The sequence below is a fragment of the Streptomyces mutabilis genome (assembly GCF_046628145.1).
Taxonomy (GTDB): Bacteria; Actinomycetota; Actinomycetes; order Streptomycetales; family Streptomycetaceae; genus Streptomyces; species Streptomyces mutabilis.
In genome coordinates this window covers 2,508,880-2,535,334 of record NZ_CP176874.1, presented here as the reverse complement: position 1 = coordinate 2,535,334, position 26,455 = coordinate 2,508,880, and the positions used below count along the sequence as shown (strand labels likewise).

The window sequence follows — 26,455 nt, the reverse complement described above, 5'->3', positions numbered from 1 at the left end:
GGAATGTCGGCGCCGCCCCGTAGAATCGCCACGTGGCAGGACGGATCAACGACGAGGACGTGAAGGCGGTACGGGACGCGGTCCCGATCGACGCCGTCGTCTCGGAGTACCTCCAGCTGCGCAACGCGGGCGGCGGCAACCTGAAGGGCCTGTGCCCGTTCCACGACGAGAAGTCCCCGTCCTTCCAGGTCAGCCCGAGCAAGGGTCTCTTCCACTGCTTCGGCTGCCAGGAGGGCGGCGACACCATCACGTTCGTGATGAAGATCGACCACCTCACCTTCTCGGAGGCGGTCGAGCGCCTGGCCGGCCAGGCCGGCATCACCCTGCGCTACGAGGAGGGCGGCTACAACCCCTCCCACCAGCGCGGGGAGCGCATCCGCCTGGTCGAGGCCCACAAGGTCGCCGCCGACTGGTACGCGGAGCAGCTGGCGACCAGCCCCGAGGCGGACACCGCCCGCGCCTTCCTCGCCGACCGCGGCTTCGACCAGGCCGCCGCCCAGCACTTCTCCGTCGGCTACAGCCCCCAGGGCTGGGACCACCTCACCCGCTTCCTGCGCGGCAAGGGCTTCAGCGACAAGGAGCTGCTGCTCTCCGGCCTCGCCCAGGAGGGCCGCCGCGGCCCCATCGACCGCTTCCGCGGCCGGCTGATGTGGCCGATCCGCGACGTCGGCGGCGACGTCGTCGGCTTCGGCGCCCGCAAGCTCTACGAGGCGGACAACGGCCCGAAGTACCTGAACACCCCCGAGACCCCGATCTACCGCAAGTCCCAGGTCCTCTACGGCATCGACCTGGCGAAGAAGGACATCGCGAAGGCGTCCCGCGCGGTCGTCGTCGAGGGCTACACCGACGTCATGGCCTGCCACCTCGCGGGCGTGACGACCGCCATCGCGACCTGCGGCACCGCCTTCGGCGGCGACCACATCAAGATCCTCCGCCGCCTCCTGATGGACAACGGCTCGGCCCGCGTGATCTTCACCTTCGACGGCGACGCGGCCGGCCAGAAGGCGGCCCTGCGCGCCTTCGAGGACGACCAGAAGTTCGCCGCCGAGACCTACATCGCCATCGCCCCCGACGGCATGGACCCCTGCGACCTGCGCCTGGCCAAGGGCGACGAGGCGGTCGCCGACCTGGTCGAGCCGCGCACCCCGCTCTTCGAGTTCGCGCTGCGCCAGATCGTGAGCCGCTACGATCTGGACACCCCGGCCGGCCGCGCCGCCGCCCTGGACGAGGCCGCCCCGGTCGTCGCCCGCATCAAGAACAGCGGCGCCCAGCACGAGGTCGCCGTGCAGCTCGCCGGCATGCTCGGCATCCTCGACACCCAGTTCGTGGTCAAGCGGATCGCCCAGCTGGCGCGCTGGGCCCGCGACCGCGGCGGCAAGGGCCCCGCCCCCGACCGGCAGCAGCGCGGCGGAGCACAGCAGTACGCGGCCCCGGACGCTCCGGGCCACCGCGGCGGCGGCCCGGCCCTCAACCTCCGCAACCCCGTCTTCGCCACCGAACGCGAACTGCTCAAGCTCGCCCTCCAGCGCCCCGAGCTGGTCTCCCCGGCCTTCGACGCGTACGGCGTCGACGAGTTCACCGCCCCGCCGTACGCCGCCGTGCGCCAGGCCATCCTGGAGGCGGGCGGCGCCGAGTTCGGCGTCCAGGACCCGCAGGACTACCTGGTCCGCGTCCGCGAGGCCGCCCCCGACGACACCGTCCGCGCCATGGTCACCGAGCTCGCCGTCGAGGCGATCATGCTGCACCGGGGCGTCAAGGACGTCGACGAGGTCTACGCGGGCGCCCAGCTCGTCACCGTCCGCCGCCGCGCCGTCGAGCGCCGCATCCGCGACATCACGGGCCGCCTGGCCCGCCTCACCGGCCACGGCGACCCCGCCGAACTGGCCGCCGTGCAGAACGAACTCTGGGTCCTCCAGCAGTACGACCAGACCCTGCGCGAACACGGCGCCGCCGCGTTGTAGACGGTGGCGCCGTCAGCCGGCGCCTTCCTCGAAGGCGGGCGCCACCGCCCGCACCAGCCGCTCGGCGAACTCCTGCTCGGCATCGGCGAACCGCGGGTACTCGGTGGCGAAGTGGTTCCATTCCACGTACCCGGCCGCCTTCACCACGTCCTCCAGCAGGATGTGCTCGCGGTGGTACGGCCACTCGCCGGACAGCCGGAACACCTCGTGCAGCAGCTCCCGGTTCAGCGGGTGCCGCTCGGCCAGCAGCACGGCGTCGTACAGGTCCTTGCCCTGCCCGTGCATGTCGTTGATCAGCCACATCAGCTTCCAGGCCAGGGACAGCCCCGGGGTCGCCGCGTACACGATCACACCGCCCGGCAGCTCCACCGGCTCCGGCGGCTCGGGCAGCCGCTCGCCGAAGACGAAGTCCAGCTGGACGTGACCGCCCGGCAACCCCGGCGCCTCCCACGGCAGCACCATGCGCAGGCCGGGCACCCGGTCGTACGTCCAGATGTCCTCGACGACCGCGTCGCGGGCCGAGATGGCGACCGTCCCGCCGTCCGCCACGGCCCGCTCCCGGGCCGCCGCCGCGAGCGAGGCCAGCATCCGTTCGGTGCGCCCGTCGTCTGTCCGCCAGGAGCGGGGGACGACGACGAAGTCCAGGTCACCGGGCTCCCGGGCGTCCTCGCCGAACCAGGCCGACATCAGTACGCTGCCGCGCAGGACCAGCGACTCGACCCACTCCGAGTCGGCCACGGCGCCCAGCACGAGGTCCAGCGCACGCCGTCGCGCCACCCGCCAGGCGTCGCCCCGTTCCGGGTCGGCGAAGCACGGGTCGGTCGCCCGGTAGGCGTTCTGGTACTGCTTGAGCGCCGGGTCGAACACCGGCCGCTGTGCCACGTCGTCCCCGGGCACGTACCGCAGCGTCTTCGGCAGGTTCTGGGCCCGGCGCGTCTCCTCGTCCAGCGGCTCCCGGGGGATTTCGTCGTTCGCCCAGCCGAAGCCCTGCCAGCTCTGCCTGCTCATCGCAGGACCCCCTCTCTTCGTTCCGCCGGCCGGCCGGAGTCCAGCCAGCCGTCGTCCACCGACATGTCACTGTCGTGGAGGACGAACTCGCGCTCCACCTCCAGCACCCGCAGCGGTGCCAGCACGGCCAGCAGCCCGTCCAGCGCACGTCCCGCGCCCTGCGCGTCCACCCCGTGACAGCGCTGGGTGACGAAGCGTTCGTGGTCCGCGCCCTCGCGCACCCGACGGGAGTTCCACGACAGATGGGCGCCGTGCGGCACGACGAGTGCGGCCAGCGCGGCCGTGTCCGCGTCCGCGGTCAGCAGCAGCTTGACGTGGTGCTCGAAGTACTGGCCGTCCCCGCACGGCCTACGCGGCACCTCGGCGGCCCACGGCGACGACTCGATCTTCACGCGGACGGGACGGAAACCGTCGGCCCGCAGCCGCGCCACTGTCTCGGCGGCCCGCCGCGACTCCTGTGCGTACGTACGCGAGCCCCGCAGCGTCAGCATCGGTTGGTGCCGAGTCCGGCCCCGGGCGAGCACGATGTGGGTCAGCTTCAGACCGGCCGCGGCCGCCCACCGGCCGAGTCGCTCGGCCTCACCGGGCTCGGGACAGCGCACCGTGACATGGGTTTCGTACTGGGCGTCGGACACCGGGTGATCGTGCCAGAGCGGCGCACCGCCCGGCATCCGGGTTTCCGGTGGCATGACCGCCCGGTCACGGCCCGGACGCAAAAAGTCACCGCACGCCCCTCGTGGCGGCGATGTGTCGTACCCCACACTGGGGGCGGTGCCTGAGTCCTCGGAGCGCGGCCGGGTCCCCGACCCCCGCGGTTCCGTTCCACGCGTACGGGCGGACAGCGGCGAGCGAGCCGGCTCCGTTCCCGAAGTACCGCCGCCGGCCCCCGCCGGCCGCGTCCATCCTGGAGGTCGCCCCCGTGCAGACCCAGACCCTCACCCAGACCGACACCAGTACCGACGGCGCGGAGCCGGACGCGGAGAGCGGCGTCCTCGTCGCGATGCCGCCGCAGCACCGTGCCGTGCACCACCCCGACAACCGGTCGGACGGCCGGCCCGGCGACCCGGCGGGTCCTTCCGCCGACGCCCTGGAGCCCGCCCAGGCTCCCGGGGAGCCCGAGGGCCCCGAGGGTCCCGAACCCGCAGAACCGCCGCCGCCCACCCGCACGGAGAGCGGGGGTCCCTCCTCCGACCTGTTCCGCCAGTACCTGCGGGAGATCGGCCGGATCCCGCTGCTCAGCGCCGCGGAGGAGGTCGACCTGGCCCGGCGCGTGGAGGCCGGGCTGTTCGCCGAGGAGAAGCTGCGGCTCACCCCCGACCTGGACAGCCGGCTCGCCCTGGACCTCGACCGGCTCGTCGTCATGGGCCGCGTCGCCAAACGCCGCCTGATCGAGGCGAACCTGCGGCTCGTGGTCTCGGTGGCCAAGCGGTACGTCGGACGCGGCCTGACCATGCTGGACCTGGTCCAGGAGGGGAACCTCGGGCTGATCCGGGCCGTCGAGAAGTTCGACTACGCCCGCGGGTACAAGTTCTCCACCTACGCCACCTGGTGGATCCGCCAGGCCATGTCCCGGGCCCTGGCCGACCAGGCGCGCACCATACGGGTCCCCGTCCACGTCGTGGAACTGATCAACCGGGTGGTGCGCGTCCAGCGCCGCATGCTCCAGGAACGGGGGTACGAGCCGACCCCGCAGGAGGTCGCCGCCCACCTCGACCTGGCCCCCGAGCGGGTCGGCGAGGTGCTGCGCCTGGCCCAGGAGCCGGTCTCCCTGCACGCCCCCGTCGGCGAGGAGGACGACGTGGCCCTCGGCGACCTGATCGAGGACGGTGACGCCACCAGCCCCGTCGAGTCGGCCGCGTTCCTGCTGCTGCGCCAGCACCTGGAGGCGGTGCTCTCCACCCTCGGCGAACGCGAGCGCAAGGTCGTCCAGCTCCGCTACGGCCTGGTCGACGGCCGCCCCCGCACGCTGGAGGAGATAGGCCGCATCTTCGGCGTGACCCGCGAGCGGATCCGCCAGATCGAGTCCAAGACGCTCAACAAGCTCCGGGACCACGCCTACGCGGACCAGCTGCGCGGGTACCTCGACTGAGCCGACGGCAGGCCGGTCAGGCGTCCGGGCCCGCCGCCTCCCGGCGCTTCCTGGCGTCGATGCCGGCGCCGACCGCCACGCCGCATCCGATCCCGAGCGCGACGCCCGCGCCCAGGTTGCCGCTGAGCTGCCCGAGGCTGAGGCCCAGGGCGACGCCGATGGGCAGCCACAGCCCCAGCGCGGTGTCCGACCGGCGGCGGGTGGTGCCGCCGTGGGCCCCGGCCGACGTCGCGTTCCGCTCCGGCTGCCCCGGCTCCCGCTCCGGGTTCCCGCCGTCGATCTCCGTCATGTCCTCGTCCCCCATGTGTCCGGCCGCGGTCAGTCGACCTCGGCGACCGCCTGCGCGAACTGCGCCGCGTACAGGCGGGCGTACCCGCCGTCGGCCGCCAGCAGTTCGCCGTGCGTGCCCTGCTCGATGATGGACCCATTCTCCATCACCAAGATCACGTCGGCGTCGCGGATCGTCGACAGCCGGTGCGCGATCACGAAGGACGTCCGCCCGTGCGCGAGCTTGGCCATCGCCTTCTGGATCAGCACCTCGGTACGGGTGTCCACGGAACTCGTCGCCTCGTCCAGGACCAGGATCACCGGGTCGGACAGGAACGCCCGCGCGATCGTGATCAGCTGCTTCTCGCCCGCGCTCACCCCCGTGCCCTCGTCGTCGATCACCGTGTCGTAGCCGTCGGGCAGCGTCCGCACGAACCGGTCGGCGTGCGCGGCCCGCGCCGCCTCCTCGATCTCCCCGCGCGTGACCTCCCGCGACGCCCCGTACGCGATGTTCTCCGCGATGGTGCCGCCGAACAGCCAGGTGTCCTGGAGCACCATGCCGATGCCGGAGCGCAGCTCGTCCCGGGACATCTTGGCGATGTCCACGCCGTCCAGGGTGATCCGGCCGCCGGAGACCTCGTAGAACCGCATCAGCAGGTTGACCAGCGTCGTCTTGCCGGCTCCCGTCGGGCCGACGATGGCGACGGTGTGGCCCGGCTCCACCTTCAGCGACAGGTCCTCGATCAGCGGCTTCTCCGGGTCGTAGCGGAACGACACGTGCTCCAGCTCCACCCGTCCGCGCAGGTCCTCCGGCCGCGCCCCCGGGATCGGGTCCGCCGACTGCTCCTCGGCGTCCAGCAGCTCGAAGACCCGCTCCGCCGACGCCACGCCCGACTGCACCAGGTTCGCCATCGACGCGACCTGTGTCAGCGGCATCGAGAACTGCCGGGAGTACTGGACGAAGGCCTGCACGTCACCGATGGAGAGCGAACCCGAGGCGACCCGCAGGCCGCCCACGACCGCGACCAGCACGTAGTTCAGGTTGGACACGAACATCATCAGCGGCTGCATGATCCCGCTGTTGAACTGCGCCTTGAACCCGGCCTCGTACAGCGCTTCGTTCTGCTCGGCGAACTGCTTCGCCGACTCCTCCTGCCGCCCGAACACCTTCACCAGCGTGTGCCCGGTGTACATCTCCTCGATGTGCGCGTTCAGTGCGCCCGTCGAGCGCCACTGCTGCACGAACTGCGGCTGCGATCGCTTGCCCACCCGCGTGGCCACCACGAACGACAGGGGCACGGTCACCAGCGCCACCAGTGCCAGGATCCAGGAGACGTAGAACATCATCGCCAGCACGCCGATGATCGTCAGCAGCGAGTTGATCAGCTGCCCCATCGACTGCTGCAACGTCTGCTGGATGTTGTCGATGTCGTTGGTGGCCCGGCTCAGCACCTCGCCGCGCTGCCGCTTGTCGAAGTACGACAGCGGAAGCCGGGACAGTTTCGTCTGCACGTCCTCGCGCAGCCGGAACATCGTGCGGTTCACCGCCCGGTTCACCAGCCGCGTCGCCACCGCCATCAGCAGCCCGGCCGCGCCGAACACCGCCAGCGCCAGCAGCAGCACCTCGCCCACCGCACCGAAGTCGATGCCCTGCCCGGGCGTGAAGTCCGTGCTGCGGAGCATGTCGGCGACGTTGCCGTCACCGCGCTCCCGCATCGACTCCAGGACCTGCTCCTTCGTGGCCCCGGACGGCATGTCCCGCCCGACGATGCCCGCGAAGACCAGGTCGGTGGCCCGGCCGAGGATCTTCGGCCCGACCACGCTGAGGGCGACGCTGACCACCACGCACGCCACCAGCGTGAACAGGGTCGCCCGCTCGGGCCGGAACTGGCCGATGAGCCGCTTGCCCGACCCCTTGAAATCCATCGAACGCTGGTCGGGGCCGCCCCCGGCCATCATGCGACCCGCAGGCCCGGCCATCAGGCAGCCTCCGCTTCCGTGAGCTGGGAGAGCACGATCTCCCGGTAGGTCTCGTTGTCCGCCATCAGCTCGTGGTGCCGGCCCTCGCCGACCACCCGCCCCTCGTCCAGCACGATGATCCGGTCCGCGTCCCGGATGGTCGCCACCCGCTGCGCCACGATCACGACGGTCGCCTCGGCCGTCTCCCGGCCCAGCTCGGCCCGCAGCGCGGCGTCGGTCGCGTAGTCGAGGGCGGAGAAGGAGTCGTCGAAGAGGTAGATCTCCGGGCGCTGCACCAGGGTCCGGGCGATGGCGAGCCGCTGCCGCTGACCGCCCGACACGTTGGTGCCGCCCTGCGAGATCGGCGCGTCCAGCCCGCCGTCCAGCGCCGAGACGAACTCCTTGGCCTGCGCCACCTCCAGCGCGTGCCACAGCTCCTCGTCCGTGGCGTCCGGGTTGCCGTAGCGCAGGTTGGTCGCGACGGTCCCCGCGAAGAGGTACGGCTTCTGCGGCACCAGCCCCACGACCTTGGCCAGCACCTTCGGATCGAGGGTCCGTACGTCCACCCCGTCGACCAGCACCTCGCCCTCGGTGGCGTCGACCAGCCGGGGGACCAGGCTCAGCAGGGTGGACTTGCCGCTGCCGGTCGAGCCGATCACGGCGGTCGTCTCGCCCGGCCGCGCCACCAGCCCGATGTTCCTGAGCACCGGCTCCTCGGCACCCGGGTAACGGAAACCCGCCCCCCGGACCTCCAGGTGCCCGTGCCGCCGCAGCTCGGTGACCGGCGCCGACGGGGGCACCACACTGCTCTCCGTCCCCAGCACCTCCTGGATGCGCTCGGCGCACACCTCGGCGCGCGGCACCATCATGAACATGAAGGTGGCCATCATCACGGACATGACGATCTGCATCAGGTAGGCGAGGAACGCGGTCAGGTCGCCGATCTGCATCCCGCCGCTGTCGATCCGATGGGCGCCGAACCACACCACGGCGATCGACGACAGGTTCACCACCGTCATGACCACCGGGAACATCAGTGCCAGCAGATTGCCCGTGCCGAGGGCCACCTCGGTGAGATCGGCGTTGGCCTTGCGGAAGCGCTGCTGCTCGTACTCGTCGCGCACGAAGGCCCGGATCACGCGGTTGCCGGTGATCTGCTCGCGCAGCACCCGGTTCACCGTGTCCAGCCGCTCCTGCATCGCCCGGAACAGCGGCCGCAGCCTGCGCACGATCAGCGTCACGCAGATCGCCAGCACCGGCACGACCCCGACCAGCACCCCGGACAGCGGCACGTCCAGACCGAGCGCCATCACGATGCCGCCCACGCACATGATCGGCGCCGACACCATCAGCGTGAACGTCATCAGGGCCAGCATCTGGACCTGCTGCACGTCGTTGGTGGTCCGGGTGATCAGCGAGGGCGCGCCGAAGCCGCCGACCTCGCGGGCCGAGAAGGACTGCACCCGGTCGAAGACGGCACCGCGCAGGTCCCGGCCGAGCGCGGCGGCGGTGCGGGCGCCGAAGTAGACGGCGCCCACGTTGCCCACCACCTGCACCAGCGAGATGGCGATCATGAGGGCGCCGTAACCCAGGATGTAACCGGTGTCGCCCTTGACGACACCGTTGTCGATGATGTCGGCGTTCAGCGTCGGCAGGTAGAGGCTGGCGCAGGTCTGCACGAACTGCAGCGCCACCAGCAGGGCGATGGGTTTCCGATAGGGCCTGAGACAGGCCCGCAGGAGTCGTATGAGCACGCTGGGTCTCTCGGAGTCGGCGACGGGGCCGGTTGGTTGCCCCTGGCCCCTATCGTCGAACACTCCACCCGCGTTACCTCAACCGAATTAACCCAAGAGCACGGCAAATTCCGGCCTACGAGCGGCACGGACCCCGGACGGGGCCGTCCGGGTCACGCGCGCAGTGCCCCCGGATGCGTCTGCTCCCGCACCGACACGAACTGCTGCCGCACCGCCTGCCCCACCGCCAGCTCCTCGCCCGGCTCCAGCACCTGGGCGACCGCGCCCTGCCAGACCGGGGGCGTGCGCGGGTCCAGCGTGCCCTGGGACACGCCCAGCGCCCACGCCGCCTGCCTGGCGGAGCCGATCGCCGCGTAGTCCGAGGGCTGCGGCACGACCACCTGCGTCCCGAACAGCGCGGGCGCCGCCGCCTGCACGGCCGGCAGTTCGGCCGCCGCGCCCAGCAGGAAGACCCGCCGCACGTCCACGCCCCGGCCGCGCAGCACGTCCAGGGCGTCGGCGAGACCGCACAGCATCCCCTCGAACGCGGCCCGCGCCAGGTGCTCGGGCTTCATCGACTCGCGCCTGAGGCCGGCCAGCGTCCCGGCGGTGTGCGGCAGGTTCGGCGTGCGCTCACCCTCCAGGTAGGGGAGCAGCACCAGCCCGTGCGCGCCCGGCGTCGACTTCATCGCCAGCTCGGACAGGCTCTCCAGGTCGGGCAGCCCGAGCAGTTCGGCGGTGCCGCGCAGGGTGCGCACGGCGTTCAGGGTGGTGACGACGGGCAGGTGCATGCCGGTGGCGTCGGCCAGTGAGGTGATCATGCCGTGCTGGTCGACCAGCGCCTCGTGGTGCACCGCCATCACGGACCCGGACGCGCCCAGCGACACCACCGCGTCGCCCAGCCCGATGCCGAGCCCGAAGGCGGCGGCCTGGGTCTCGCCGGTCCCGGCGGAGATCAGCAGCCCTTCCGGCGTCGTGCCGGCCGCGTCGGCGGGGCCGATCACCTCGGGCAGCATCACCTGGTGCCCGAGCGCCAGCTCGACCAGATCGGGTCGGTAGCCGCCGGTCGCCGCCGACCAGTAGCCGGTGCCGGACGCCCCGCCCCGGTCGGTGGTCCGCCGCGCCGGCCGCCCGAGCAGCTGCCACACCAGCCAGTCGTGGGCCTGGAGCAGTACGGCGGTCCGCGCGGCGGCCTCCGGCTCGGTCCGGGCCAGCCAGCGCAGCTTGGTCACCGGCTGAGCGGCCTGCGGGACGCAGCCCACGGCCTGCGCCCACGCCTCGCGCCCGCCGAGCGCGTCGATCAGGTCGGCCGCCGCCACCTGGGAGCGCTTGTCGCCGCCCACCATGGCCGGGCGGACGGTGTTGCCCTGCGCGTCCAGCGGCACGACCGAGTTGGCCTGCGCGGACACGCCGATGGCCTGCACGCCCTCCAGCAGTCCGCCGCCGGCCGCCTCCCCCAGGGACAGCAACCAGGCCTGCGGATCGACGTCGGCGGGACGGCCCCCGCCCTCGGGGCTCTCCACCGGATGCGGCGCGAAGCCCTGCCGCAGTACGGCACCGGTGTCCGAATCGCAGACGACGATACGAGTGAAATCGGGCGAACTGTCCAACCCGGCGACTATCCCCATGCCCGAAATTCTGCCGTACCGGGAGAGGTGTCCGTACCCGGTGGGGGCACGGGATCCGCTGGGGGCGCGCGGTGCGGCGCGGGCGTCAGGTGTTGCTGGTGCCCCAGTCGTCCGCGCCGCTGCCGTTGCTGTTGCGTTCGCGCAGGGAGCGGACCCGCTGGGCCACCGAGTCGGGCATCCGGTCCCCGACCCTGTCGCTCACCACGTGGTACGCCTTGTCGGCGAACTGCCTGCCCTGCTGGGCCGCGGACTCGGCGGTGTTGCGCACGGCCGGGTTCTGCGCGACCTGTCGGGCGGACTTCCGCAACTGCTCGTAACGTTCCCGCCCGGCCTTCGTGCCCAGCACGTAACCCACGGCGAGTCCGACGACGAACGTGAGCCGGTAACGCATGGCGGCCACCCTTCCCTTGCTCTGGCTCCGAGGTGTCGGGGAGTACCGATTGGCGGAGCACCCCCCTGCTTGCGCTAATGTATGTGTCGCAGCGAGCGCGCGCCCCCTGGCGAATACCCAGGCAGACGCGTTCGATGCGATACGAGACCTTCCTCGGTAGCTCAATTGGCAGAGCAGCCGGCTGTTAACCGGCAGGTTACTGGTTCGAGTCCAGTCCGGGGAGCTCGGTCCTCCGTAGCTCAATTGGCAGAGCAGCCGGCTGTTAACCGGCAGGTTACTGGTTCGAGTCCAGTCGGGGGAGCACGGTGAACGAGGGCCCCGAAGGGGGTCCTTTTTCATGTCCTGGTCCCGGCCGGGAACCACGCGGCACGCTGCGGAGTCCTCAAGGTCATGAAGGCGTCGCGGTAGCCGACCAGCCGAGGCAGGAGATCGTATGAGCGGCTATGCTGCGGCAGACGGCGCGCACAGATGTACGCGACACGCCGCTATGGGGCGGTAGCTCAGCCGGTTAGAGCAGCGGACTCATAATCCGTCGGCCGTGGGTTCGAGTCCCACCCGCCCCACTTCGCGCCACCTCTGCAGAAACCTTTTCTGGACGGTGGCGCCGCGCCGGGCTACCGGTCCCGCACGTTCTCCGTGGCGTCCTCCTCGTCGCGCTCGCCCTCCGCCTGGGAGGGAGTGGTCTGCGCCGGGTTGGGGCCTTCCTGGCGGTTCTCCTCGTCGTCGCGTTCGCCCTCTGCCTGGGACGGGGTCTGCTCGCTCATCGTGGTGCCTCCTCATGCCGGACGGATACCGGGCGATACCGGGCGGGTCCGTGGCCGGGTACCCCTCCGACACGCCCGGCACCACACCGGGCGCGGTCTCAGCGGCGGAAGCGGGCCAGCGCCGCCCGCAGGGCCGCGCGCACCTCGGGCGGTGGGGGCGGGCCGTCGCTCTCGGCGCCGGCGGTGACCGCCGCGGCCACCGTGCGCAGCTTGGTGTTGGACAGCTGGGAGGCCTCCCGCAGGATGTGCCACGCCTCGTCCGAGGTGCAGGCGTGCAGCGCCATGAGTACGCCCCGGGCCTGGTCGATGACCGGGCGGGAGGCGATCGCCCGGCGCAGCTGGTCCACCTCCTCCTGGAGGACGTGCAGCTGTTCGGCGGGGGGCGCGGGGGACGAGGGGGCGGCGGGAGGCTCGGCTTCCGGCTCCGGCTCCGGCTCCGGCTCCTGCTCCTGCTCCGGCTCCGGCTTCCGCTCGGGGTCCGGCCGGTGGGCCGTGGCGCGCAGGGGGTCGGTGGTGTCCAGGCCGGCCAGTTCCAGGATGCGCAGCGGCTGGCCGTGCCAGTTCGTCGCCGTCACGGGCACCGCCTGCCGGTGGCTGAAGCCGCCGAGCAGGTCCAGAAACTGGAGCCCGGCCGTGTCCATGAACGCCACGTCGCCCATGTCCAGGTCCACCCGGCCGATACCGGCCGGCAGCGCGGCCAGGACCTCGGCCAGGATGTCCGCGCACCCGTGGACGAGTTCTCCCCGTGGGACGAGCAGCGCCCGGTCGGCGTCCACCCGGCCGTCGATGACCAGGGTGGCCGGACTGCCCGCCAGACGTGGAGGTGCCGCTGAGGTCATGTCACCGCCTTGTCCGTCCATGTCGGTCCCCGGCAGACGTTCGCAACGTCACACAGCCCCCGTCGGCCGACGGACCGGAGCGAGGGACCGGGTCCCGGTCCGGCCGCGGTGGTCCGGCGGCGCTGTTGGTGCACCTGCCCACCGGACGGGTGACTACACCCGGGTCCCGGCAGTGAACGGGCCGTGGGCGGGCGAGGGCGCCGGCCGTCCGTCGCGGCGCCGTCCCGCCCCGCGCGTGCTCAGAGCGGGGCCCACCAGGTGAAGGTCGTCCCCGCGACGTCGCCCCCGTCCCCGCCCGCGGCACTCCCGCCGTCGTCGAGGACCGTGAGCCGTACGCCCTCCCGGCCGTCGGGTGAGGCGGCGCTCGCGTCGACGACGACCTCGACGCGGGTCACGTCCGGGCGGCCGGCCGTGTCGGACAGGGCCTGGCGCAGTGCGGCGAGCAGACGGTCCCCGACCCGGTCCGGTACGCGGGTGTCGACCGCGCCGGTGAAGTGCGTGGACGGCGGGAAGCCGAGCCGGGCGGCGGCGGACGCGGTCTCCCGCAGCACCCTGCCGCGCAGCCCGGTGGGCGGGCCGGTCGGGGGCTGCCGCAGCGCCAGGATCGTCGTACGGACCTCCCGGACCGTGGACCGCAGCTCGTCCACCGCCCGGTCGAGGGCGTCCCGTACGTCGTCCGCGCCCGGGCGGCGCTGCGTGGACTCCAGCATCATCCCGGTGGCGAACAGCCGCTGCACCACCAGATCGTGGAGGTCCCGGGCGATGCGGTCCCGGTCCTCGTAGACGGCGAGCCGTTCCCGGCCGCGCCGGGCGTCGGCGAGGACCAGGGCGAGCGCCGCCTGCGAGGCGAACTGCGTCGCGAGCAGCCCTTCGACGGCCGTGTACGGGCGGTCGCCGCGGCGGCGGGGCAGGGCGAGGGTGCCGATCAGCCGGCCGTCCGCCCGCAGGGGCAGCAGCATGCTCGGCCCGAAGCGGTGCCGTACGTGCGTCGTCATGCGCGGGTCGGTCGCCGAATCGGTGACGAAGACGGGTTCCCCGCCGAGGAGTTGTTCCAGCACGGGACTGCCCGGCGCGATCGTCGCGCCGACGATGCCGTCCGGGTCCTCGGGCGTCGAGGCGGTCACGATCTCCATGCCGCCCTCGGCCGTCGGCTGAAGGATCACGCCCGCGGTGGCGTCGGCGAGCAGCCGGGCGCGTTCGGCGACCGTCGTCAGCGCGTCACCGGCGCTCTCCTCGGTGAGCAGCGCGTTGGTGACGGCCGCGGCCCCCTCGATCCAGCGCTCGCGCCGACGGGCCGTCTCGTACAGGCGGGCGTTGCCGATCGCGATGCCAGCCTGCGTGGCCAGGACCCGTACCGATTGCTCGTCCTCGGCCGTGAACGGGCCGCCGCCGGACCGACCGGCCAGACGCAGCTCGCCGAACTCCTCGTCGCCCACGTGGATCGGTACCCGGAGCCGGGACGCCGGTTCGGGTGCGCCGTCGCGGCCCGGCGTGCGGATCTCGGCGAGGCCGCCCCGGGCGGGGTCGGCGATGGCCAGCTCCGCCCAGGAGGCGCCGGTCAGCTCGGCGGCGCCGTCCACGACGCGCTGCAGGGTGCCGCGCAGATCGAGGTCGGTGCCGACCTCCAGGACCGCTTCGAGGAGGCGGGTCAGTCGGGGCGCGGACCGGTCGCTCATGCCGTACGGCTTCGTCGGTGTCGTCGGCCCGCGTTCTGGCGCGCCGGCGGTCAGTCGGCCGACGTCGGGTTCAGCGCCAGCGGCTCGATGCGGCCCTCCAGCATGGTGCCGAGGCCCTGGACCGCGCACACGTCGGGACGTTCCGCGATGTGCACCGGCATGCCGGTCGCCTGACGCAGCATCTGGTCGAAGCCCGGGAGCAGCGCGCTGCCGCCGACCATCATGATCCCGCGGTCGGCGAGGTCCGCGACCAGGTCCGGCGGGCAGTCCCGCAGCACCTTCCCGATCCCGTCGAGCACCGCGGTCAGCGGCGTCTGGATGGCGTTGCGCACGGCGGCGGTGTCGACCCGCACGCTGCGCGCCAGCCCGGTCGCCACGTCCCGGCCGTGGATCTCCGTGGACGCGGGCCCCTGCGGCGTCAGGCCGTTGCCGGACAGGGCGACCTGCAACGGGCGCACGGACTGGCTGGGCAGCACCAGTTCGTGCTGGTGGCGCAGGAGCTGCACGATCGCGTGGTCGACGGCCTCCCCGCCGACCGGGATGCGCTCGGCGGTCACGATGGAGCCGAGGGAGAGCACCGCGACCTGCGTGGCGTGCGCCCCGCACACCATGATCATGGTCGCCTCGGGCTGCTCCACCGGCAGCCCGCAGCCGACGGCCGCGGCGATCAGCGTGTCGACGAGTTCCACCCGGCGCGCGCCGAGCCCGACCAGCGTCTCGATCGCCGCCCGCTGGGAGAGGGGATCCGCGTCGTGCGGGGTGCACACGGCGGCGCGCAGCCGGGGCTTGCGGCGCAGGGCGCGGCGGATCTTGTCGCCGAGCAGGTGCCGCAGCATGCGCTGGGCCATCTCGATGTCGACGACCGTGCCGCCGGAGACGGGCCGTACGACGCGGATGTAGCCGGGGGTGCGGCCCGTCATCTTCTCCGCGAACTCACCGACCGCGATCAGCGCGCCGGTGCGGGTGTTGACCGCGGCGGCGGACGGCTGGTCGACGACGAGCCCGGCGCCCTTGACGTACACGCGTGTCCGCGCCGCGCCCAGGTCGACGGCGAAGTGGCAGCGGCGCAGCTGCTCCAGACTGGCGGTACTGGCGGTCATGGCGGATCCTCCCGAGAGCGCGGACCGTGCGGGGCCGGCTGGTGGCCGGCCTCCTTGGCATCGTGCGCGGAGGAGGGGGCGGGCGCGTCCTGGAGGGGGCCGGGCGGGGGGCCGCCGAACGGGGGGTGTGCGGTCAGCGGCCGGCCGGTGCCCCGGGTCCCCCGGCGGTGGCCCGCCCGACCGGCCGGTACCAGCCGGTGTCGTCGGCCAGCGGCCGGAAGGTGTCCGGGGGGAAGACGGGGCCGTCCTGCCCCTCCTCGTACACCTCGTCGTAGTACAGGGAGTCCGAGACGGCGATGACCGCCTGGGCGCCGGAGGTGTCCAGGGCGTCGCGGACCGACCGGGGGTCGGCGCGGAAGGCCCGCTCCTCGCCGCCGTCGAGCCGGAACTCCACCTGCCAGAACTCCGCGAGCAGCCGCACACCTCCCAGGTGGGCGAGCCGCCCGGGCAGGTCCTCCACGGTCGCCCGCAGGAGGGGGGTTGCCTCCACCCGTGGCGCCAGCAGTACGAGGAGGTTGCCCGCCCGGTCGTCCAGGAGCTGGTACGCGTCACCGTGCAGCCCGCTGTCCGCCAGCAGGTCGGTGACGACGAGGTGCAGGGCCGCGGGGGCTTCGCCGTCCGGGGAGCCGTCGGGGAAGGTGTAGCGGGCGCAGTCGTGGAAGTCGGTGTCGATGTCGGCGTCGTCGGCGTCGTGCGCCGTGTGTTCCGACCCGGGGCCCCATGCGCCCCCCGCCATGGCCCCCACCGGTTCTCCCGCCGGGATCTCCCACATATCCACGGGGAAGCGGGAAGCGTCGGTCTCCGTCTCCCCGGCCCGTACGGCGATCTCCTCGGCATCCTCCGCCTCCTGCTCGGCGGGGCGGCCCTCCTCGCCCTCGTCCTCGCCCAGCAGCGGCGTCCACAGGCCGTCCTCCGTGGGGAAGGGCCCCTCCGGGAGCTCGTCCGGCGCGGATACGACCGTGTCCGGCCCGTCCGGGACCGCCGCCCCCTCGTACTGCTCCCACGGGGCCTCGTCCGCCGGCCCGGCGTGCTCCTCGCGCAGTTCCCGGCCGAGCGCCACCAGTGCCGGGCTCCGCCCTCCGGACAGCTCGTACTCCTCGTAGACCTCCAGCGCCTCCTCGCCTCGGCCCTGGCGGCGCAGCGCGATCAGGTAGAGGCGGCGGAAGTCCTCCCGGTGCGGGTGCGCGCGCAGCAGCCCGGCCAGGTCGTCGGCGGCCCGGTCGTACTCGCCCAGGGCCAGGTCGAGTTCGGCCCGCTTGGTGTGCAGGGCGAGGCGGAGCCGCGTGAGGCGGGTGCGGGCGGTGCGGGCGCCGGGGCCGGGCACGTCCGCCAGGGGCTCGGTGCCGCGCCACAGCGACAGCGCCTCGGTGACGTGGGCGTGGGCCTCGGCGAGCTCGCCCGCCAGCCGCGCCGCGTCGGCCCGGCGTACCAGTTCGTCGCAGTGCACCACGTCCACGTGGTCGGCGCTGGTGTGCAGGGCGTAGCCGTGGGCCGACGTCGCCAGTACGCCCGGGCCCAGGACGGCGGCCAGCTCCTCGGCCGCCCTGGTCACCTCGGCCCGCGGGTCGCGCGGCTCGTCGCCCGGGTCCCACAGCCCCCACCGCAGTTCCTCGTGCGTCACCGTGCGGCCGTGCTTGAGCAGCAGCGTGGCGAGCAGCGCGCGGACGGCGGGCGGCAGCGTGCGGGAGCCGTCCGGGAGGTCGACCCGCAGCGGGCCCAGGGCGCGGTACCGGCGCGGTTCGTACGCCTCCCGCGCCCGGGCCGGCAGTCCGGGATGCGTGAGCAGGTCCCGGCCCCGGGTCTGCGTCTCCAGCGACGGGAACATCAGCTGGTCGAAGGCGTGCGCGTAGTCGATGCGCAGGGACTCGGGCAGCCGGTCCAGGCGGCGGGACTCGATCGGGACGGTCAGGCGCGAGGTCCCCGACGTGAGCAGCAGCATGACGTCGCACAGGGCCCGCAGGTCCTCGGAGCGTCCGGCCGGGCCTGAGGTGCGCCCCGGTGAGAAGAGGCTGAGCCGGGCCGTGCCGTCCGGCAGCAGGACCACCCGGGACGCCTCCAGACCGCCGTGCGTGACGCCCGCCGCGTGCAGGGCGCCGAGCGCGCGGGCGAGCTGCGCCCCGACCGACACCGTGAGCGGCGCCGGCAGTCGTCGGCCGTTCGAGCGGACGAGCGCGTGCAGGGCGATGCCGTCGAGGTGCTCCATGACGACGTACGGCACGTCGTCGTCGATGCCGCCGTCGAGGACGGCCACCACGTTCGGGTGATCGATCTCCGCCAGGCGGCGCGCGTCCCGCAGGAACGCCTGGCGCGCTGCGGGGTCGGGCAACCGGGCGTGCAGCCGGACCGCCACGGTCCGGTTGGTCTCGGTGTCCTCGGCCAGCCACATCCTCCCGGCCGGTGCGAGCCGCCGCACCGGGCGGTAGCGCGCGCGCAGCACGGGCGGGAAGGGCGAGGGGACCGGCGGTCGCCCCGGCGCGGACAGCTGCCGTGCGCTCTGCTGGCTGATCGCCGCGAACGATCCGTTCCCGTCGGCGCGTTCGGTGCCGTCCCGGGAGGGGATCAGCGCGCGGAACTCGCCGGGCGACCGGCCCGCCCGCTCGTCGATCAGACCGCCGGTCCGCAGCAGCAGGTCGTGGGTGCGGTTCCGCGCGGTGCGGGGCAGACCGCGCAGGAGCAGCTCGCGTACGCCGGGGCGGAACTCGTACGAGCCGGGAGGCCCGGGGACCGTGGTGAGCAGGCCGCTGAGGATGACCTCGGCCAGGTGCCGGGGGAGCGGGTCCGGCTCGACGGCGGCCTGCACCAGCCGCATCACCGGCAGGTCCGGGCGCCCGAGCGCGAGGTGGCCGGCCAGCCGGAACGCCTGCGACGACGCGCCCGCGCGAAAGCGCAGCACCAGTTCCTCCGCGGACAGCCGAGCGAGGTCGGTGCGGTCGTCGGCGTCGGCCGGCAGGGGGCGGTGCAGTACGGCTGCCGCGCCCGGGTACTCGGCGCCGCCCGGGCTCGCGACCAGCGACGCCCAGTTCGCCAGCCACTCCGGTCCGGGCTCCAGCACCGGGACGTGCACGGCGCCCTCGGGCGCGGGGGACCCGGTGGCGTCGTACGGGGTGAAGTCCAGCGCCGCGCTGGGCGCGGCCCGGTGCGGTGCGGACAGCCGGCCGGGGACGGGCGGCAGCGCGGTGTCCCGCCACAGCTGTTCGGGCAGCGGCTGGAGGACGGCGAGGGGCGTCCGGTGCGCCCAGCGGCGCAGGGTGGCGAACCACCGGGTGCCGGCCGGGCTCTCGCGCCACTGCGGTCCCATGCAGTCGCTGATCAGCAGGGTGACCGTACGGCCGTCGGCGGGTGCCTGGGCGCCCTCGCCGCGGACGGTGCCGTCGGCCTCCGCGCGGTGCAGGGTGACCGTGCGGAAGACGCCCGACTGGGCCAGCGCGGCGTGCAGTTCACGTACCAAGGGCTGCCAGACGGGCATCGTGGGGCTCGCGTCGTGCACCAGGTTCAGCCGCAGCCAGCGCTCCCGCACGGGTCGCAGCACCGGCAGCCACCACTCGGGGGCGGCGCCCAGCCGGGCGATGCGGTCGGCGGTCGCGGACTCGTCCACCTCGTGGCCCACCGGGGCGTCGGTACGGCGTTTGAGGGGGCGCAGCGATCGCTGGAGCGCCAGCGGGTGGCGCAGCATCGGCGGGGCGGGCGCCAGCAGGGCGCTGTGCGGTTCGGCCGCCGCCGACCCTGGGGCGGGGGACGGGGACGGCAGGCGCAGGGGGCTGCGGGGGGCGGTCGCCTCGGACGGGGGCGGGGGAAAGGCCGGCGGGTCGGGCCGGTCCTCCCGCCGCGGCCCTCGGGGCCGTTCCGCCGCCGGCCCGGGTGTGGGTGGCGGCGTGCGCTCCGCGGGCTCCGCACCGGCCGACGGGCCCGGCGGGTTCCGCTCCGCCGATTCCATGTGGCCCGCCAGCCAGAGGAGTTCGGCGAGCTCCAGCGGGGTCGGGCGGGCACCCGAGGACGCCCGGCCGAGGACGTCGGCCAGGCGGGGCAGGGGGTCCGGCGGGCCGGGGCGGTCGGCGGGCATCAGAAGGCGTCGGGCTGCGGGGACCGGCCCAGGTACGGCATCAGCTGCTCCGCCAGCTCGTCCAGGGACTCGGTGCCCAGGCCGGAGGAGCGGGCCAGGTAGATGGCGTTGAGGAGCTGGTCGGTGGCCAGGTCTCCGCTGCCCACGCGGGACAGGAACCGGTCGATCAGCTGCCGGGCGTATCCGTCGGGCTCGCCCAGGTGGGCGCGGACGATCTCGGCGAGGTGGTCGTCGTCCGGCTGCCGCAGGCGCAGCGAGACGCAGCGGCGCAGGAAGGCCGGGGGGAACTCGCGCTCGCCGTTGCTGGTGAGGACGACGAACGGGAAGGCGTTGCAGCGCACCCGGCCGCGTTCGACGGGTACCCGCCGGTCGGTGCCGTCGATCAGCACCTCGGCCCGCCCGCCGGGGATGTCCCGCGAGGCGCGGACGAGTTCGGGGATCTCGTACTGGCCCTCCTCCAGGACGTGCAGGAGGTCGTTCGGCAGGTCGAGGTCGCTCTTGTCGATCTCGTCGATGAGCAGGGCGCGCGGGCGGGCGTAGGGCAGCAGGGCGGTGCCGAGCGGGCCGAGGCGCAGGTGGTCCTCGATGCCGGTGCCGCCGGCCGGGTCGCCGGGGCGTTCGGCGGTCCGGCGCGCGGCGTAGAGGCGGGAGAGCGGGTCGTAGGTGTAGAGGCCGTCGTGGAGGGTGCTGCGGCTGGTGATGTTCCACCTGAGGACCGGCCCGAGCCGCAGTTCCCGTGCGACCGCGTAGGCCAGGGACGACTTGCCGGTGCCGGGCGGGCCGGTGACCAGCAGCGGGCGCCGCAGATAGAGGGCCGCGTTGACCAGCTGCACCGTCTGCTCGGTGGCCTGGTAGGTCGTGGCGCGGTGGGCGCGGTCGGGGGAGGCGTGCGCGCAGTCGCCGTCGTCGTCCGGCGGGTCGAGCAGCGGGCGGCCGTCGAAGGCACGCCAGGGCGGGGGCGGGGGCAGCCTGGTGATGCCGTCGTGCGGGTCCGGCGCGCCGGTGTAGACGGGCCACAGGGGCATGGTTCTTCTCTCCGAGCGATCGGTGCGGCGGGTGGTTCCTGGGCGGGGCGGGCCGGGTCAGCCGACGGGTGAGTGCAGCGGGGCGGCGGGCTCGGCGAAGCAGCGCGGGTCGTCCCACAGCAGCTGGACGTCCCTCGCCCAGTGCTCGTCCGGGACGTCGGCCGCGTCCGCCGTCTCGCGCAGCTCCATGACCAGACTGGGGAGTTCGGACGGCGGGACCCCCGCCACGGACACGGCGAGTTCGTCGAGGAACGCGGTGCCGGAGCAGGCGCCGTCGTGCCCGTCGCCGGGGCAGCCCCTGCGCGGCCACAGCAGTACCGGGACGGGGAGGTTGAGGCCGACCTCGAAGTGTTCCCGGGCGGCCGGGGGCGGGGCGGCGAAACCGGCCAGCTCCGCCCCGTCCCGCAGCCGCTTGCGCAGCCCGGCCGGCCGTTCCCGGGTCCCGCACTCGACGCGGTGCAGCTTCCCGCCCGGACTGACGCCGAGCTCGCGCCACCTCTTGCGCAGCTGGTGGCGGAGCCGTCCACTGCGGTGGCGGTACCGGTCGGTGACGACCAGCGGGTAGGCGCAGCCGAGCGGGGTGGGGTCGTCCTCGCTGCACGCCCAGTGCGCGACCGGTTCGTTGAGCCACTCGCGCGGCAGTACGAAGGTGATCAGTTCCTCGGCGCCGGGGTCGAGCTGGGTGAACGCCTCGTCGATGCGCTCCTGCACGAAGGCCCGCACCGCGCTCCGGGCCATCCGGCGCGAGCCCACCGGGCGGCGCCGTCCGTCCCGGTAGGCGGACACCTCGACGGTGACCTGGTCGGCGCCGGCCCCGCTGTGGTCGATCTCCACGACGATGGGCGACCACGTCGCGGGCCGCGGCGGGACGGCCTGCGGCCGTTCCTCCAGCAGTTCCTCCAGCCGGTCGGCGAACCGGGCCACGGCGCCCGGCTCCGTCACCTCCCACTGGACGTAGGCGGCGGCTTCCCGCAGGGAGGCGAAACCGCCTTCGGGCGGCGGCGGGGCGAAGTCGTCCATGGCGGAGACGTACAGCCGGTTCGGTTCGCACGGCAGGCCCGCCTCCTCGGCGCGGCGCACCAGCGCGTACAGCCGCCTGCGCGCGTCCGACCGGTGCCCGGGCGTGGGCACCAGCTCGCCGAGCTCGGGCCAGTAGCGCGCCATGACCTCGACGGGCAGCATCCGGCCGACGCGTACGTCCCTGGCGCCCGCGACCGCGGTGACCATGCCGACGACCGTGCCGTCGGCCAGCGTCACCGCCGCCCCGCTGAACCCGGCGGCCAGCGGCTGCCCGTGCCCCGTCAGTGCCTCCAACTGGACCCACTCGTCCGAGATGAGCGGGCCGGGCACGGCCCGGTAGGAGGCGAGCATGCCCTCGTCGTACCCCTTTGGGAAGCCGTAGGCGACCAACTCGGGGGCGGGCGCGACCCGTTCCGCGCCGGGGCGGGCGAAGGAGGCAGGGGTGAGCGGCACTTCACGCTCCAGCTCCAGTACGGCCAGGTCGCCGCGGTCGGCGGCGCCGCCACGCCAGCCGCCGTGCGCGGTGACCGCGGCGGACAGCTCGCCCAGCTCCCGGTGGCCGGGAAAGGTCACCGTGACCGGGGCGTCCCCGCTCCACCTGACGACATGCGCGCAGGTGAGCAACCGGCGCCCCGAGACGAGGAACCCGGCGCCGACCTCCGTGCCGCACTCGACGCGGGCGTGCCACGCGGCACCGCTCATGACCGGCCCGCGGCGTCCGGTCCCTCCGGACGCGCCGGGTGCTCGGGCGACCAGCTCAGCCTCACCACCAGATGGCCCTCGGCCGCCCCCTTCGCGATGACCGCACCGGTCTCCGCGGTCAGTTTGACCCCGAACTCCAGCTCCACCGAGTCGGGTCTGAGCGAGCCGTCCCGGAACACCCGCAGCGCGGACCCGGCCGCCGCCCGCACGCCCTCCAGGGAAGCCTCGAAGGTGCGCGCCGCCCGGGCCGGTCCGTCGCCGCGCGAGACCAGTCGCGCGCCGTCCTCGTCCTCGACGCCCTCGACGACCACCCGCGCACCGTCCTCGGTGCTGAACTCGACCAACCGGTCCATGAAGCCGTTCGCTCCCCGTATGCCGTCCGTACCCGTGCGGGACCTCATTGTGACGGACGGTACTCGGCGGTGTCCCGTCTTCCGCCGCCGGTCCCGGGCGGGGCTGGCGGAAACCCGCCAGGGCGCCTAACCGCCACCCCTGGTCAACTCCCCGGTCCCACAAGCCCCGTGAGACTGCTCTCAGCAATCGTCACAGCACTCTACGACGACACGAAGAGAGACGTGGATGACCAGAGGACCAGTCAGACGCGGAGCGACCCTCCTGTCGGCGGGGCTCGTGATCGCGCTGCTGCCGGCCGGTACGGCGACGGCGCAGGAGCCACCCGCGGCGGCGACCGGCACCCAGGCCGCGAACGCCCGCGACGCCACCCGCACCGTCACCCTCGTCACCGGTGACCGGGTGACCGTGGGCGACCTGGGCGGCGGCCGGCAGACCGTCACGGTCGAGCGGCCCGAGGGAGCCACCGGGGCCGTGCACACCCGCAGCACCGGCGGGCGGACCACGGTCGTGCCCGACGAGGCGCTGCCGTACCTGCGCGACGGCAGCCTCGACGCACGGCTCTTCGACATCGGGGAACTGCTGGAGCAGGGGCTCGCCGACACCGAGACCGGCGAGCTGCCGCTGATCGTGACCTACGACAAGGGCGCCCGGGCCGCCGCCTTGAAGGGCGCCGAGCGGACGCGGTCGCTGCCCAGCGTGCGCGGGGCCGCCGTCGAGGCGGACAAGGGTCGTACATTCTGGCGGGAATTCACCCGTCGGAGCACCGCCATCGACGGCGTGTGGCTCGACGGGCGGGTCACCGCCGCCATGGCCGAGTCCAACGCGCAGATCGGCACGCCCGAGGCCTGGGAGGCCGGGCTCACCGGCAAGGGCGTCACGGTGGCCGTGCTGGACAGCGGTGTGGACGCCGGCCATCCCGACCTGGACGGCCGCGTCGCGCAGAGCCGCAGCTTCATACCGGGCGAGGAGGTCGCCGACCGGCACGGCCACGGCACGCACGTCGCCTCCACCGTCGGCGGCAGCGGCGCGGCCTCCGGCGGCAAGGAGAAGGGCGTCGCGCCCGGCGCGACCCTCGCGGTCGGCAAGGTCCTGTCCGACCAGGGCACGGGCAGCGAGTCCCAGATCATCGCCGGCATGGAGTGGGCCGCCCGGGACGTGGACGCCGACATCGTCTCCATGAGCCTCGGCTCCACCGAGCCCAGCGACGGCACCGACCCGATGGCACAGGCCGTCGACACCCTGTCCCGCGAGACCGGCGCCCTGTTCGTCATCGCCGCCGGGAACACCGGCTCCCCCTCCTCCATCGGCTCGCCCGGCGCCGCGGACTCCGCCCTGACCGTGGGCGCCGTCGACTCCGCCGACCGGGCCGCCTGGTTCACCAGCGCGGGGCCCCGGTACGGGGACAGCGCCCTCAAGCCCGACCTGTCGGGCCCGGGCGTCGGCATCCTCGCCGCCCGCTCCCGGCTCGCCGAGGGCAGCGGCGACTACACCTCCATGGACGGTACGTCGATGGCGACGCCGCACGTCTCCGGCGTGGCGGCCCTGCTCGCCGAGCGGCACCCCGACTGGAGCGGCGCGCAGTTGAAGGACGCGCTGATGTCCACCTCGAAGCGACTCGACGACTCCGCCTACCGGCTGGGCGCGGGCCGGGTCAGCGTGCCGGACGCGATCGGCGCCGAGGTCACCGCGACGGGCAGCGCCGACCTCGGCTTCCACTCGTGGCCGTACGACGCCAACGAGCCGGTCACCCGCACCGTGACCTACTCCAACTCCTCCGCCACCGAGGTGGAGTTGAAGCTGTCCGTGCAGGGCGCCCCCGAGGGCGTCGCCACCCTCGCCGACACCACCCTCACCGTGCCCGCGCACGGCACCGCCTCCACCACCGTCACCGGTGACGGCGCCAAGGCCCCGGTCGGGACGACGAGCGGCCGGATCGTGGCGTCCGGCGCGGACGGCACGCCCGTCGCGCACACGGCGTTCGGGCTGGTCAAGGAGGAGGAGCGGTACACGCTCACCGTCCACGTCAAGGACCGCGCCGGTGCAGCCGCCCCGGCCGACCTGACCGTCCAGCGCCTGGCCGAGGGCGTAGACCCCGTCCCCGCGCACGTCGGTGACACCGGAACCCTGAAGCTGCGGCTCGTGCCGGGGACGTACAGCCTGACCTCCTTCCTCGACGTGCGCGGCAGTCACGGCGCCGACTCGCTCGGGCTCGGCTTCCTCGCGGCGCCCGAGGTCGTGGTCGACCGGGACCGCGAGATCACCCTCGACGGCACCGAGCTGCGCGAGATCAGCGCCGACGTCGACAAGCGCACCGAGACGCGGCAACTGCTCATGGAGTACGACCGCAGCGCGAACGGCTCCGACCTGTTCGGCGCGGTCCAGGTGCCCCTGACGTACGACAGCGTCTTCGCCGCGCCCACCGGAAAGAAGGTCACCGAGGGCGACTTCGAGTACCGGACGGTGTGGCGGCTCGGCAAGCCGCTGCTGGAGGTGAAGGGGATCGGTGAGGCCGCCGTCCAGTCCGGCGGCACCCTGATCGAGGGCCGCAGCCGACTGCCGCTGGTGGACGTCGGGGACGGTCCCTTCCCGGACGGCGTGCGGGGCAAGGCGGTCCTCGCCGAGCTCACCGGGGGCACCGAGCCGACGGACCTCGCGCAGGCCGCGCAGGACGCGGGCGTGAAGGCGCTGTTCGTCACCGACGACGCGCCCGGGCGGCTGATGTCCTGGTGGGGCACGGACGACAACGCCGACCGGCCGCTGCAGATCGCCACGGTGAGCGCCGCCGACGCGGAGCGGCTGCGGGAGGCCGGCCGGGTCGACATGACCGGGACGCGCAACAGCCCCTACACGTACGACCTGTCCGAGGGCCATCGCGGCGCCGTGCCCGACCGGGACCTCACCTACGATCCGGGGCGCCGGGGCCTCGCGGAGCTGCGGACCAGGTACCACGCGGCCGAGCCCGCGAGCGGCGGCGAGTTCCGGTACTCGATCACCGACACCTTCCCGATCGGCCTCGGCTTCAAGGAGCGGATCGACTTCCCGGCCGAGCGCACCGAGTACGTGTCGACCGGACCCGGCCAGCTGTGGCACGAGTCCGTGACCACCGCCGACGGCGCGCTGGAGCAGCGGTCGGGGACGGTCCGGTACGAGGGGGGCTCGCACACCGAGCTGAACTGGTTCAAGCCGGTGTGGCACCCCTACCTCGGCACCGGGCTGGGCTGGGGTCAGCAGCGGGTCGGCAACCGGCTCCAGTTCAACGCCCCCGGCTGGGGCGACTCCGGCCCCGACCACACCGGCTTCGGCGACGTGTGGAGCGAGGGCAGCGGGATGACGCAGACGACGTCCGTGTACCTGGACGGGGAGCTGGTGGACCAGGGTCCCAGTTCCGCCGCGTACGTGTCGGACGCGCCGGCCGACGAGCGCACGTACAAGCTGGTCACCGAGACGGCGCTCGACGCCGGGCGCTGGGGCCTCGGGACCGAGGGGCACGCGGAGTGGACCTTCCGCTCGGCCGCCGTGCCGGAGGACCGCTGGACCTACCTCCCCCTGATCAACCTCTCCTTCGACGTCGACACCGACCTCGCGGGGAAGGTGCGCGGCGGGAAGAAGCTGCGGGTCGGGATCGGCGCCGAGTACGTGGCCGGGGCGCCGGACACCGGGACGATCGGCGGCGGGAAGCTGGAGGTGTCGTACGACGCCGGGAAGACCTGGCAGGACGTCCGGCTGCGCGGCGGTGACGGGGAGGCGTCCTGGCACGGGACGCTGAGCGTGCCCCGTGACGCCGGGCACGTCTCGCTGCGGGCCTCGGCGCGCGACGACCGGGGCGGCTCGGTCACGCAGGAGATCGTGCGGGCCGTGGCCGTGCGCTGACAAGCGGAC

The 26,455-nt window shown here is 73.8% G+C and carries 17 protein-coding genes, 3 tRNA genes and 1 pseudogene; 6 read left to right on the top strand and 15 right to left on the bottom strand.

Annotation, left to right across the window (positions count from 1 at the left end):
* The first annotated feature begins 32 nt into the window (after nt 1–32).
* Complete coding sequence (gene dnaG, locus ACLIN4_RS11305; RefSeq protein ID WP_411575737.1) at nt 33–1,961, top strand: DNA primase; 1,929 nt, start codon at nt 33–35, stop codon at nt 1,959–1,961.
* Nucleotides 1,962–1,973: 12 nt separating this feature from the next.
* Here dnaG and ACLIN4_RS11300 read toward each other — a convergent pair whose 3' ends face one another.
* The gene (locus ACLIN4_RS11300) at nt 1,974–2,969 is read right to left on the bottom strand and encodes a nucleotidyl transferase AbiEii/AbiGii toxin family protein (protein WP_411575736.1); all 996 of its coding nucleotides are present in this window, start codon (nt 2,967–2,969) and stop codon (nt 1,974–1,976) included.
* Nucleotides 2,966–3,640: a hypothetical protein gene (locus ACLIN4_RS11295; protein WP_179342536.1), complete on the bottom strand. Its 675-nt coding sequence runs from the start codon at nt 3,638–3,640 to the stop codon at nt 2,966–2,968. The genes ACLIN4_RS11300 and ACLIN4_RS11295 overlap by 4 nt, the downstream gene beginning before the upstream one ends.
* A gap of 162 nt (nt 3,641–3,802) precedes the next feature.
* On the opposite strand from ACLIN4_RS11295, the pseudogene ACLIN4_RS11290 reads away from it, so the two are divergent.
* Nucleotides 3,803–5,058 (top strand): annotated as a pseudogene (locus ACLIN4_RS11290) (RNA polymerase sigma factor); the annotation flags it as partial.
* Between the two features lie 16 nt (nt 5,059–5,074).
* On the opposite strand, the gene ACLIN4_RS11285 reads toward ACLIN4_RS11290, so the two are convergent.
* From ACLIN4_RS11285 to ACLIN4_RS11265, 5 genes are all read right to left on the bottom strand, one after another.
* A complete protein-coding gene (locus tag ACLIN4_RS11285; RefSeq protein WP_143657556.1) occupies nt 5,075–5,347 on the bottom strand; it encodes a hypothetical protein in 273 nt (90 codons plus the stop codon).
* Nucleotides 5,348–5,376: 29 nt separating this feature from the next.
* Nucleotides 5,377–7,305 (bottom strand): ABC transporter ATP-binding protein, encoded by a 1,929-nt coding sequence (locus ACLIN4_RS11280; RefSeq protein ID WP_290014705.1) that lies wholly within the window; start codon nt 7,303–7,305, stop codon nt 5,377–5,379.
* A complete protein-coding gene (locus ACLIN4_RS11275; RefSeq protein ID WP_107478511.1) occupies nt 7,305–9,038 on the bottom strand; it encodes an ABC transporter ATP-binding protein in 1,734 nt (577 codons plus the stop codon). The genes ACLIN4_RS11280 and ACLIN4_RS11275 overlap by 1 nt, the downstream gene beginning before the upstream one ends.
* A 152-nt stretch (nt 9,039–9,190) precedes the next feature.
* Nucleotides 9,191–10,645 carry a xylulokinase gene (locus tag ACLIN4_RS11270; protein ID WP_411575735.1) on the bottom strand — a complete coding sequence of 485 codons (1,455 nt, stop codon included), beginning with the start codon at nt 10,643–10,645 and terminating at the stop codon, nt 9,191–9,193.
* Between the two features lie 85 nt (nt 10,646–10,730).
* Complete coding sequence (locus ACLIN4_RS11265; protein WP_107478509.1) at nt 10,731–11,036, bottom strand: hypothetical protein; 306 nt, start codon at nt 11,034–11,036, stop codon at nt 10,731–10,733.
* 150 nt (nt 11,037–11,186) lie between these two features.
* On the opposite strand from ACLIN4_RS11265, the gene ACLIN4_RS11260 reads away from it, so the two are divergent.
* From ACLIN4_RS11260 to ACLIN4_RS11250, 3 genes are all read left to right on the top strand, one after another.
* Nucleotides 11,187–11,259: transfer RNA gene (locus tag ACLIN4_RS11260), tRNA-Asn, on the top strand.
* A 5-nt stretch (nt 11,260–11,264) separates the two neighbouring features.
* Nucleotides 11,265–11,337, top strand: a tRNA-Asn gene (locus tag ACLIN4_RS11255).
* Nucleotides 11,338–11,525: 188 nt separating this feature from the next.
* Nucleotides 11,526–11,599 (top strand) — tRNA-Ile (locus ACLIN4_RS11250).
* 51 nt (nt 11,600–11,650) lie between these two features.
* Here the strand turns inward: ACLIN4_RS11250 and ACLIN4_RS11245 are convergent.
* The 8 genes from ACLIN4_RS11245 to ACLIN4_RS11210 all read right to left on the bottom strand — a co-directional run bounded on the left by ACLIN4_RS11245 (nt 11,651) and on the right by ACLIN4_RS11210 (nt 22,575).
* Nucleotides 11,651–11,800 carry a hypothetical protein gene (locus ACLIN4_RS11245; RefSeq protein ID WP_307652865.1) on the bottom strand — a complete coding sequence of 50 codons (150 nt, stop codon included), beginning with the start codon at nt 11,798–11,800 and terminating at the stop codon, nt 11,651–11,653.
* 98 nt (nt 11,801–11,898) lie between these two features.
* Entirely contained in the window at nt 11,899–12,639 is a 741-nt protein-coding gene (locus tag ACLIN4_RS11240; protein ID WP_411575734.1) for an ANTAR domain-containing protein, read from the bottom strand.
* A gap of 239 nt (nt 12,640–12,878) precedes the next feature.
* Nucleotides 12,879–14,315 carry a GAF domain-containing protein gene (locus ACLIN4_RS11235; protein ID WP_411575733.1) on the bottom strand — a complete coding sequence of 479 codons (1,437 nt, stop codon included), beginning with the start codon at nt 14,313–14,315 and terminating at the stop codon, nt 12,879–12,881.
* 50 nt (nt 14,316–14,365) lie between these two features.
* Entirely contained in the window at nt 14,366–15,415 is a 1,050-nt protein-coding gene (locus ACLIN4_RS11230) for a rod shape-determining protein (RefSeq protein ID WP_307652868.1), read from the bottom strand.
* Nucleotides 15,416–15,548: 133 nt separating this feature from the next.
* On the bottom strand, nt 15,549–19,475 hold the full coding sequence (locus tag ACLIN4_RS11225; RefSeq protein WP_411575732.1) for an SAV_2336 N-terminal domain-related protein: 3,927 nt from the start codon (nt 19,473–19,475) through the stop codon (nt 15,549–15,551).
* Nucleotides 19,475–20,500 (bottom strand): AAA family ATPase, encoded by a 1,026-nt coding sequence (locus ACLIN4_RS11220; protein WP_289903383.1) that lies wholly within the window; start codon nt 20,498–20,500, stop codon nt 19,475–19,477. The genes ACLIN4_RS11225 and ACLIN4_RS11220 overlap by 1 nt, the downstream gene beginning before the upstream one ends.
* 57 nt (nt 20,501–20,557) lie before the next feature.
* Nucleotides 20,558–22,222 carry a trypsin-like peptidase domain-containing protein gene (locus ACLIN4_RS11215; RefSeq protein WP_411575731.1) on the bottom strand — a complete coding sequence of 555 codons (1,665 nt, stop codon included), beginning with the start codon at nt 22,220–22,222 and terminating at the stop codon, nt 20,558–20,560.
* Entirely contained in the window at nt 22,219–22,575 is a 357-nt protein-coding gene (locus tag ACLIN4_RS11210; RefSeq protein ID WP_179342674.1) for a CU044_2847 family protein, read from the bottom strand. Before ACLIN4_RS11210 ends, ACLIN4_RS11215 begins: the two co-directional genes overlap by 4 nt.
* A gap of 226 nt (nt 22,576–22,801) precedes the next feature.
* On the opposite strand from ACLIN4_RS11210, the gene ACLIN4_RS11205 reads away from it, so the two are divergent.
* The gene (locus ACLIN4_RS11205) at nt 22,802–26,446 is read left to right on the top strand and encodes a S8 family serine peptidase (protein ID WP_411575730.1); all 3,645 of its coding nucleotides are present in this window, start codon (nt 22,802–22,804) and stop codon (nt 26,444–26,446) included.
* Nucleotides 26,447–26,455: the final 9 nt, after the last annotated feature.

What these genes read in the sequence shown, in the direction of transcription:
- ACLIN4_RS11300 (WP_411575736.1), bottom strand. Translation starts at nt 2,969, where the DNA reads ATGAGCAGGCAGAGCTGGCAGGGCTTCGGCTGGGCGAACGACGAAATC.
- ACLIN4_RS11295 (WP_179342536.1), bottom strand. Translation starts at nt 3,640, where the DNA reads ATGCCGGGCGGTGCGCCGCTCTGGCACGATCACCCGGTGTCCGACGCC.
- ACLIN4_RS11285 (WP_143657556.1), bottom strand. Translation starts at nt 5,347, where the DNA reads ATGACGGAGATCGACGGCGGGAACCCGGAGCGGGAGCCGGGGCAGCCG.
- ACLIN4_RS11280 (WP_290014705.1), bottom strand. Translation starts at nt 7,305, where the DNA reads ATGGCCGGGCCTGCGGGTCGCATGATGGCCGGGGGCGGCCCCGACCAG.
- ACLIN4_RS11270 (WP_411575735.1), bottom strand. Translation starts at nt 10,645, where the DNA reads ATGGGGATAGTCGCCGGGTTGGACAGTTCGCCCGATTTCACTCGTATC.
- ACLIN4_RS11265 (WP_107478509.1), bottom strand. Translation starts at nt 11,036, where the DNA reads ATGCGTTACCGGCTCACGTTCGTCGTCGGACTCGCCGTGGGTTACGTG.
- ACLIN4_RS11245 (WP_307652865.1), bottom strand. Translation starts at nt 11,800, where the DNA reads ATGAGCGAGCAGACCCCGTCCCAGGCAGAGGGCGAACGCGACGACGAG.
- ACLIN4_RS11240 (WP_411575734.1), bottom strand. Translation starts at nt 12,639, where the DNA reads ATGACCTCAGCGGCACCTCCACGTCTGGCGGGCAGTCCGGCCACCCTG.
- ACLIN4_RS11235 (WP_411575733.1), bottom strand. Translation starts at nt 14,315, where the DNA reads ATGAGCGACCGGTCCGCGCCCCGACTGACCCGCCTCCTCGAAGCGGTC.
- ACLIN4_RS11230 (WP_307652868.1), bottom strand. Translation starts at nt 15,415, where the DNA reads ATGACCGCCAGTACCGCCAGTCTGGAGCAGCTGCGCCGCTGCCACTTC.
- ACLIN4_RS11225 (WP_411575732.1), bottom strand. Translation starts at nt 19,475, where the DNA reads ATGCCCGCCGACCGCCCCGGCCCGCCGGACCCCCTGCCCCGCCTGGCC.
- ACLIN4_RS11220 (WP_289903383.1), bottom strand. Translation starts at nt 20,500, where the DNA reads ATGCCCCTGTGGCCCGTCTACACCGGCGCGCCGGACCCGCACGACGGC.
- ACLIN4_RS11215 (WP_411575731.1), bottom strand. Translation starts at nt 22,222, where the DNA reads ATGAGCGGTGCCGCGTGGCACGCCCGCGTCGAGTGCGGCACGGAGGTC.
- ACLIN4_RS11210 (WP_179342674.1), bottom strand. Translation starts at nt 22,575, where the DNA reads ATGGACCGGTTGGTCGAGTTCAGCACCGAGGACGGTGCGCGGGTGGTC.
- ACLIN4_RS11205 (WP_411575730.1), top strand. Translation starts at nt 22,802, where the DNA reads ATGACCAGAGGACCAGTCAGACGCGGAGCGACCCTCCTGTCGGCGGGG.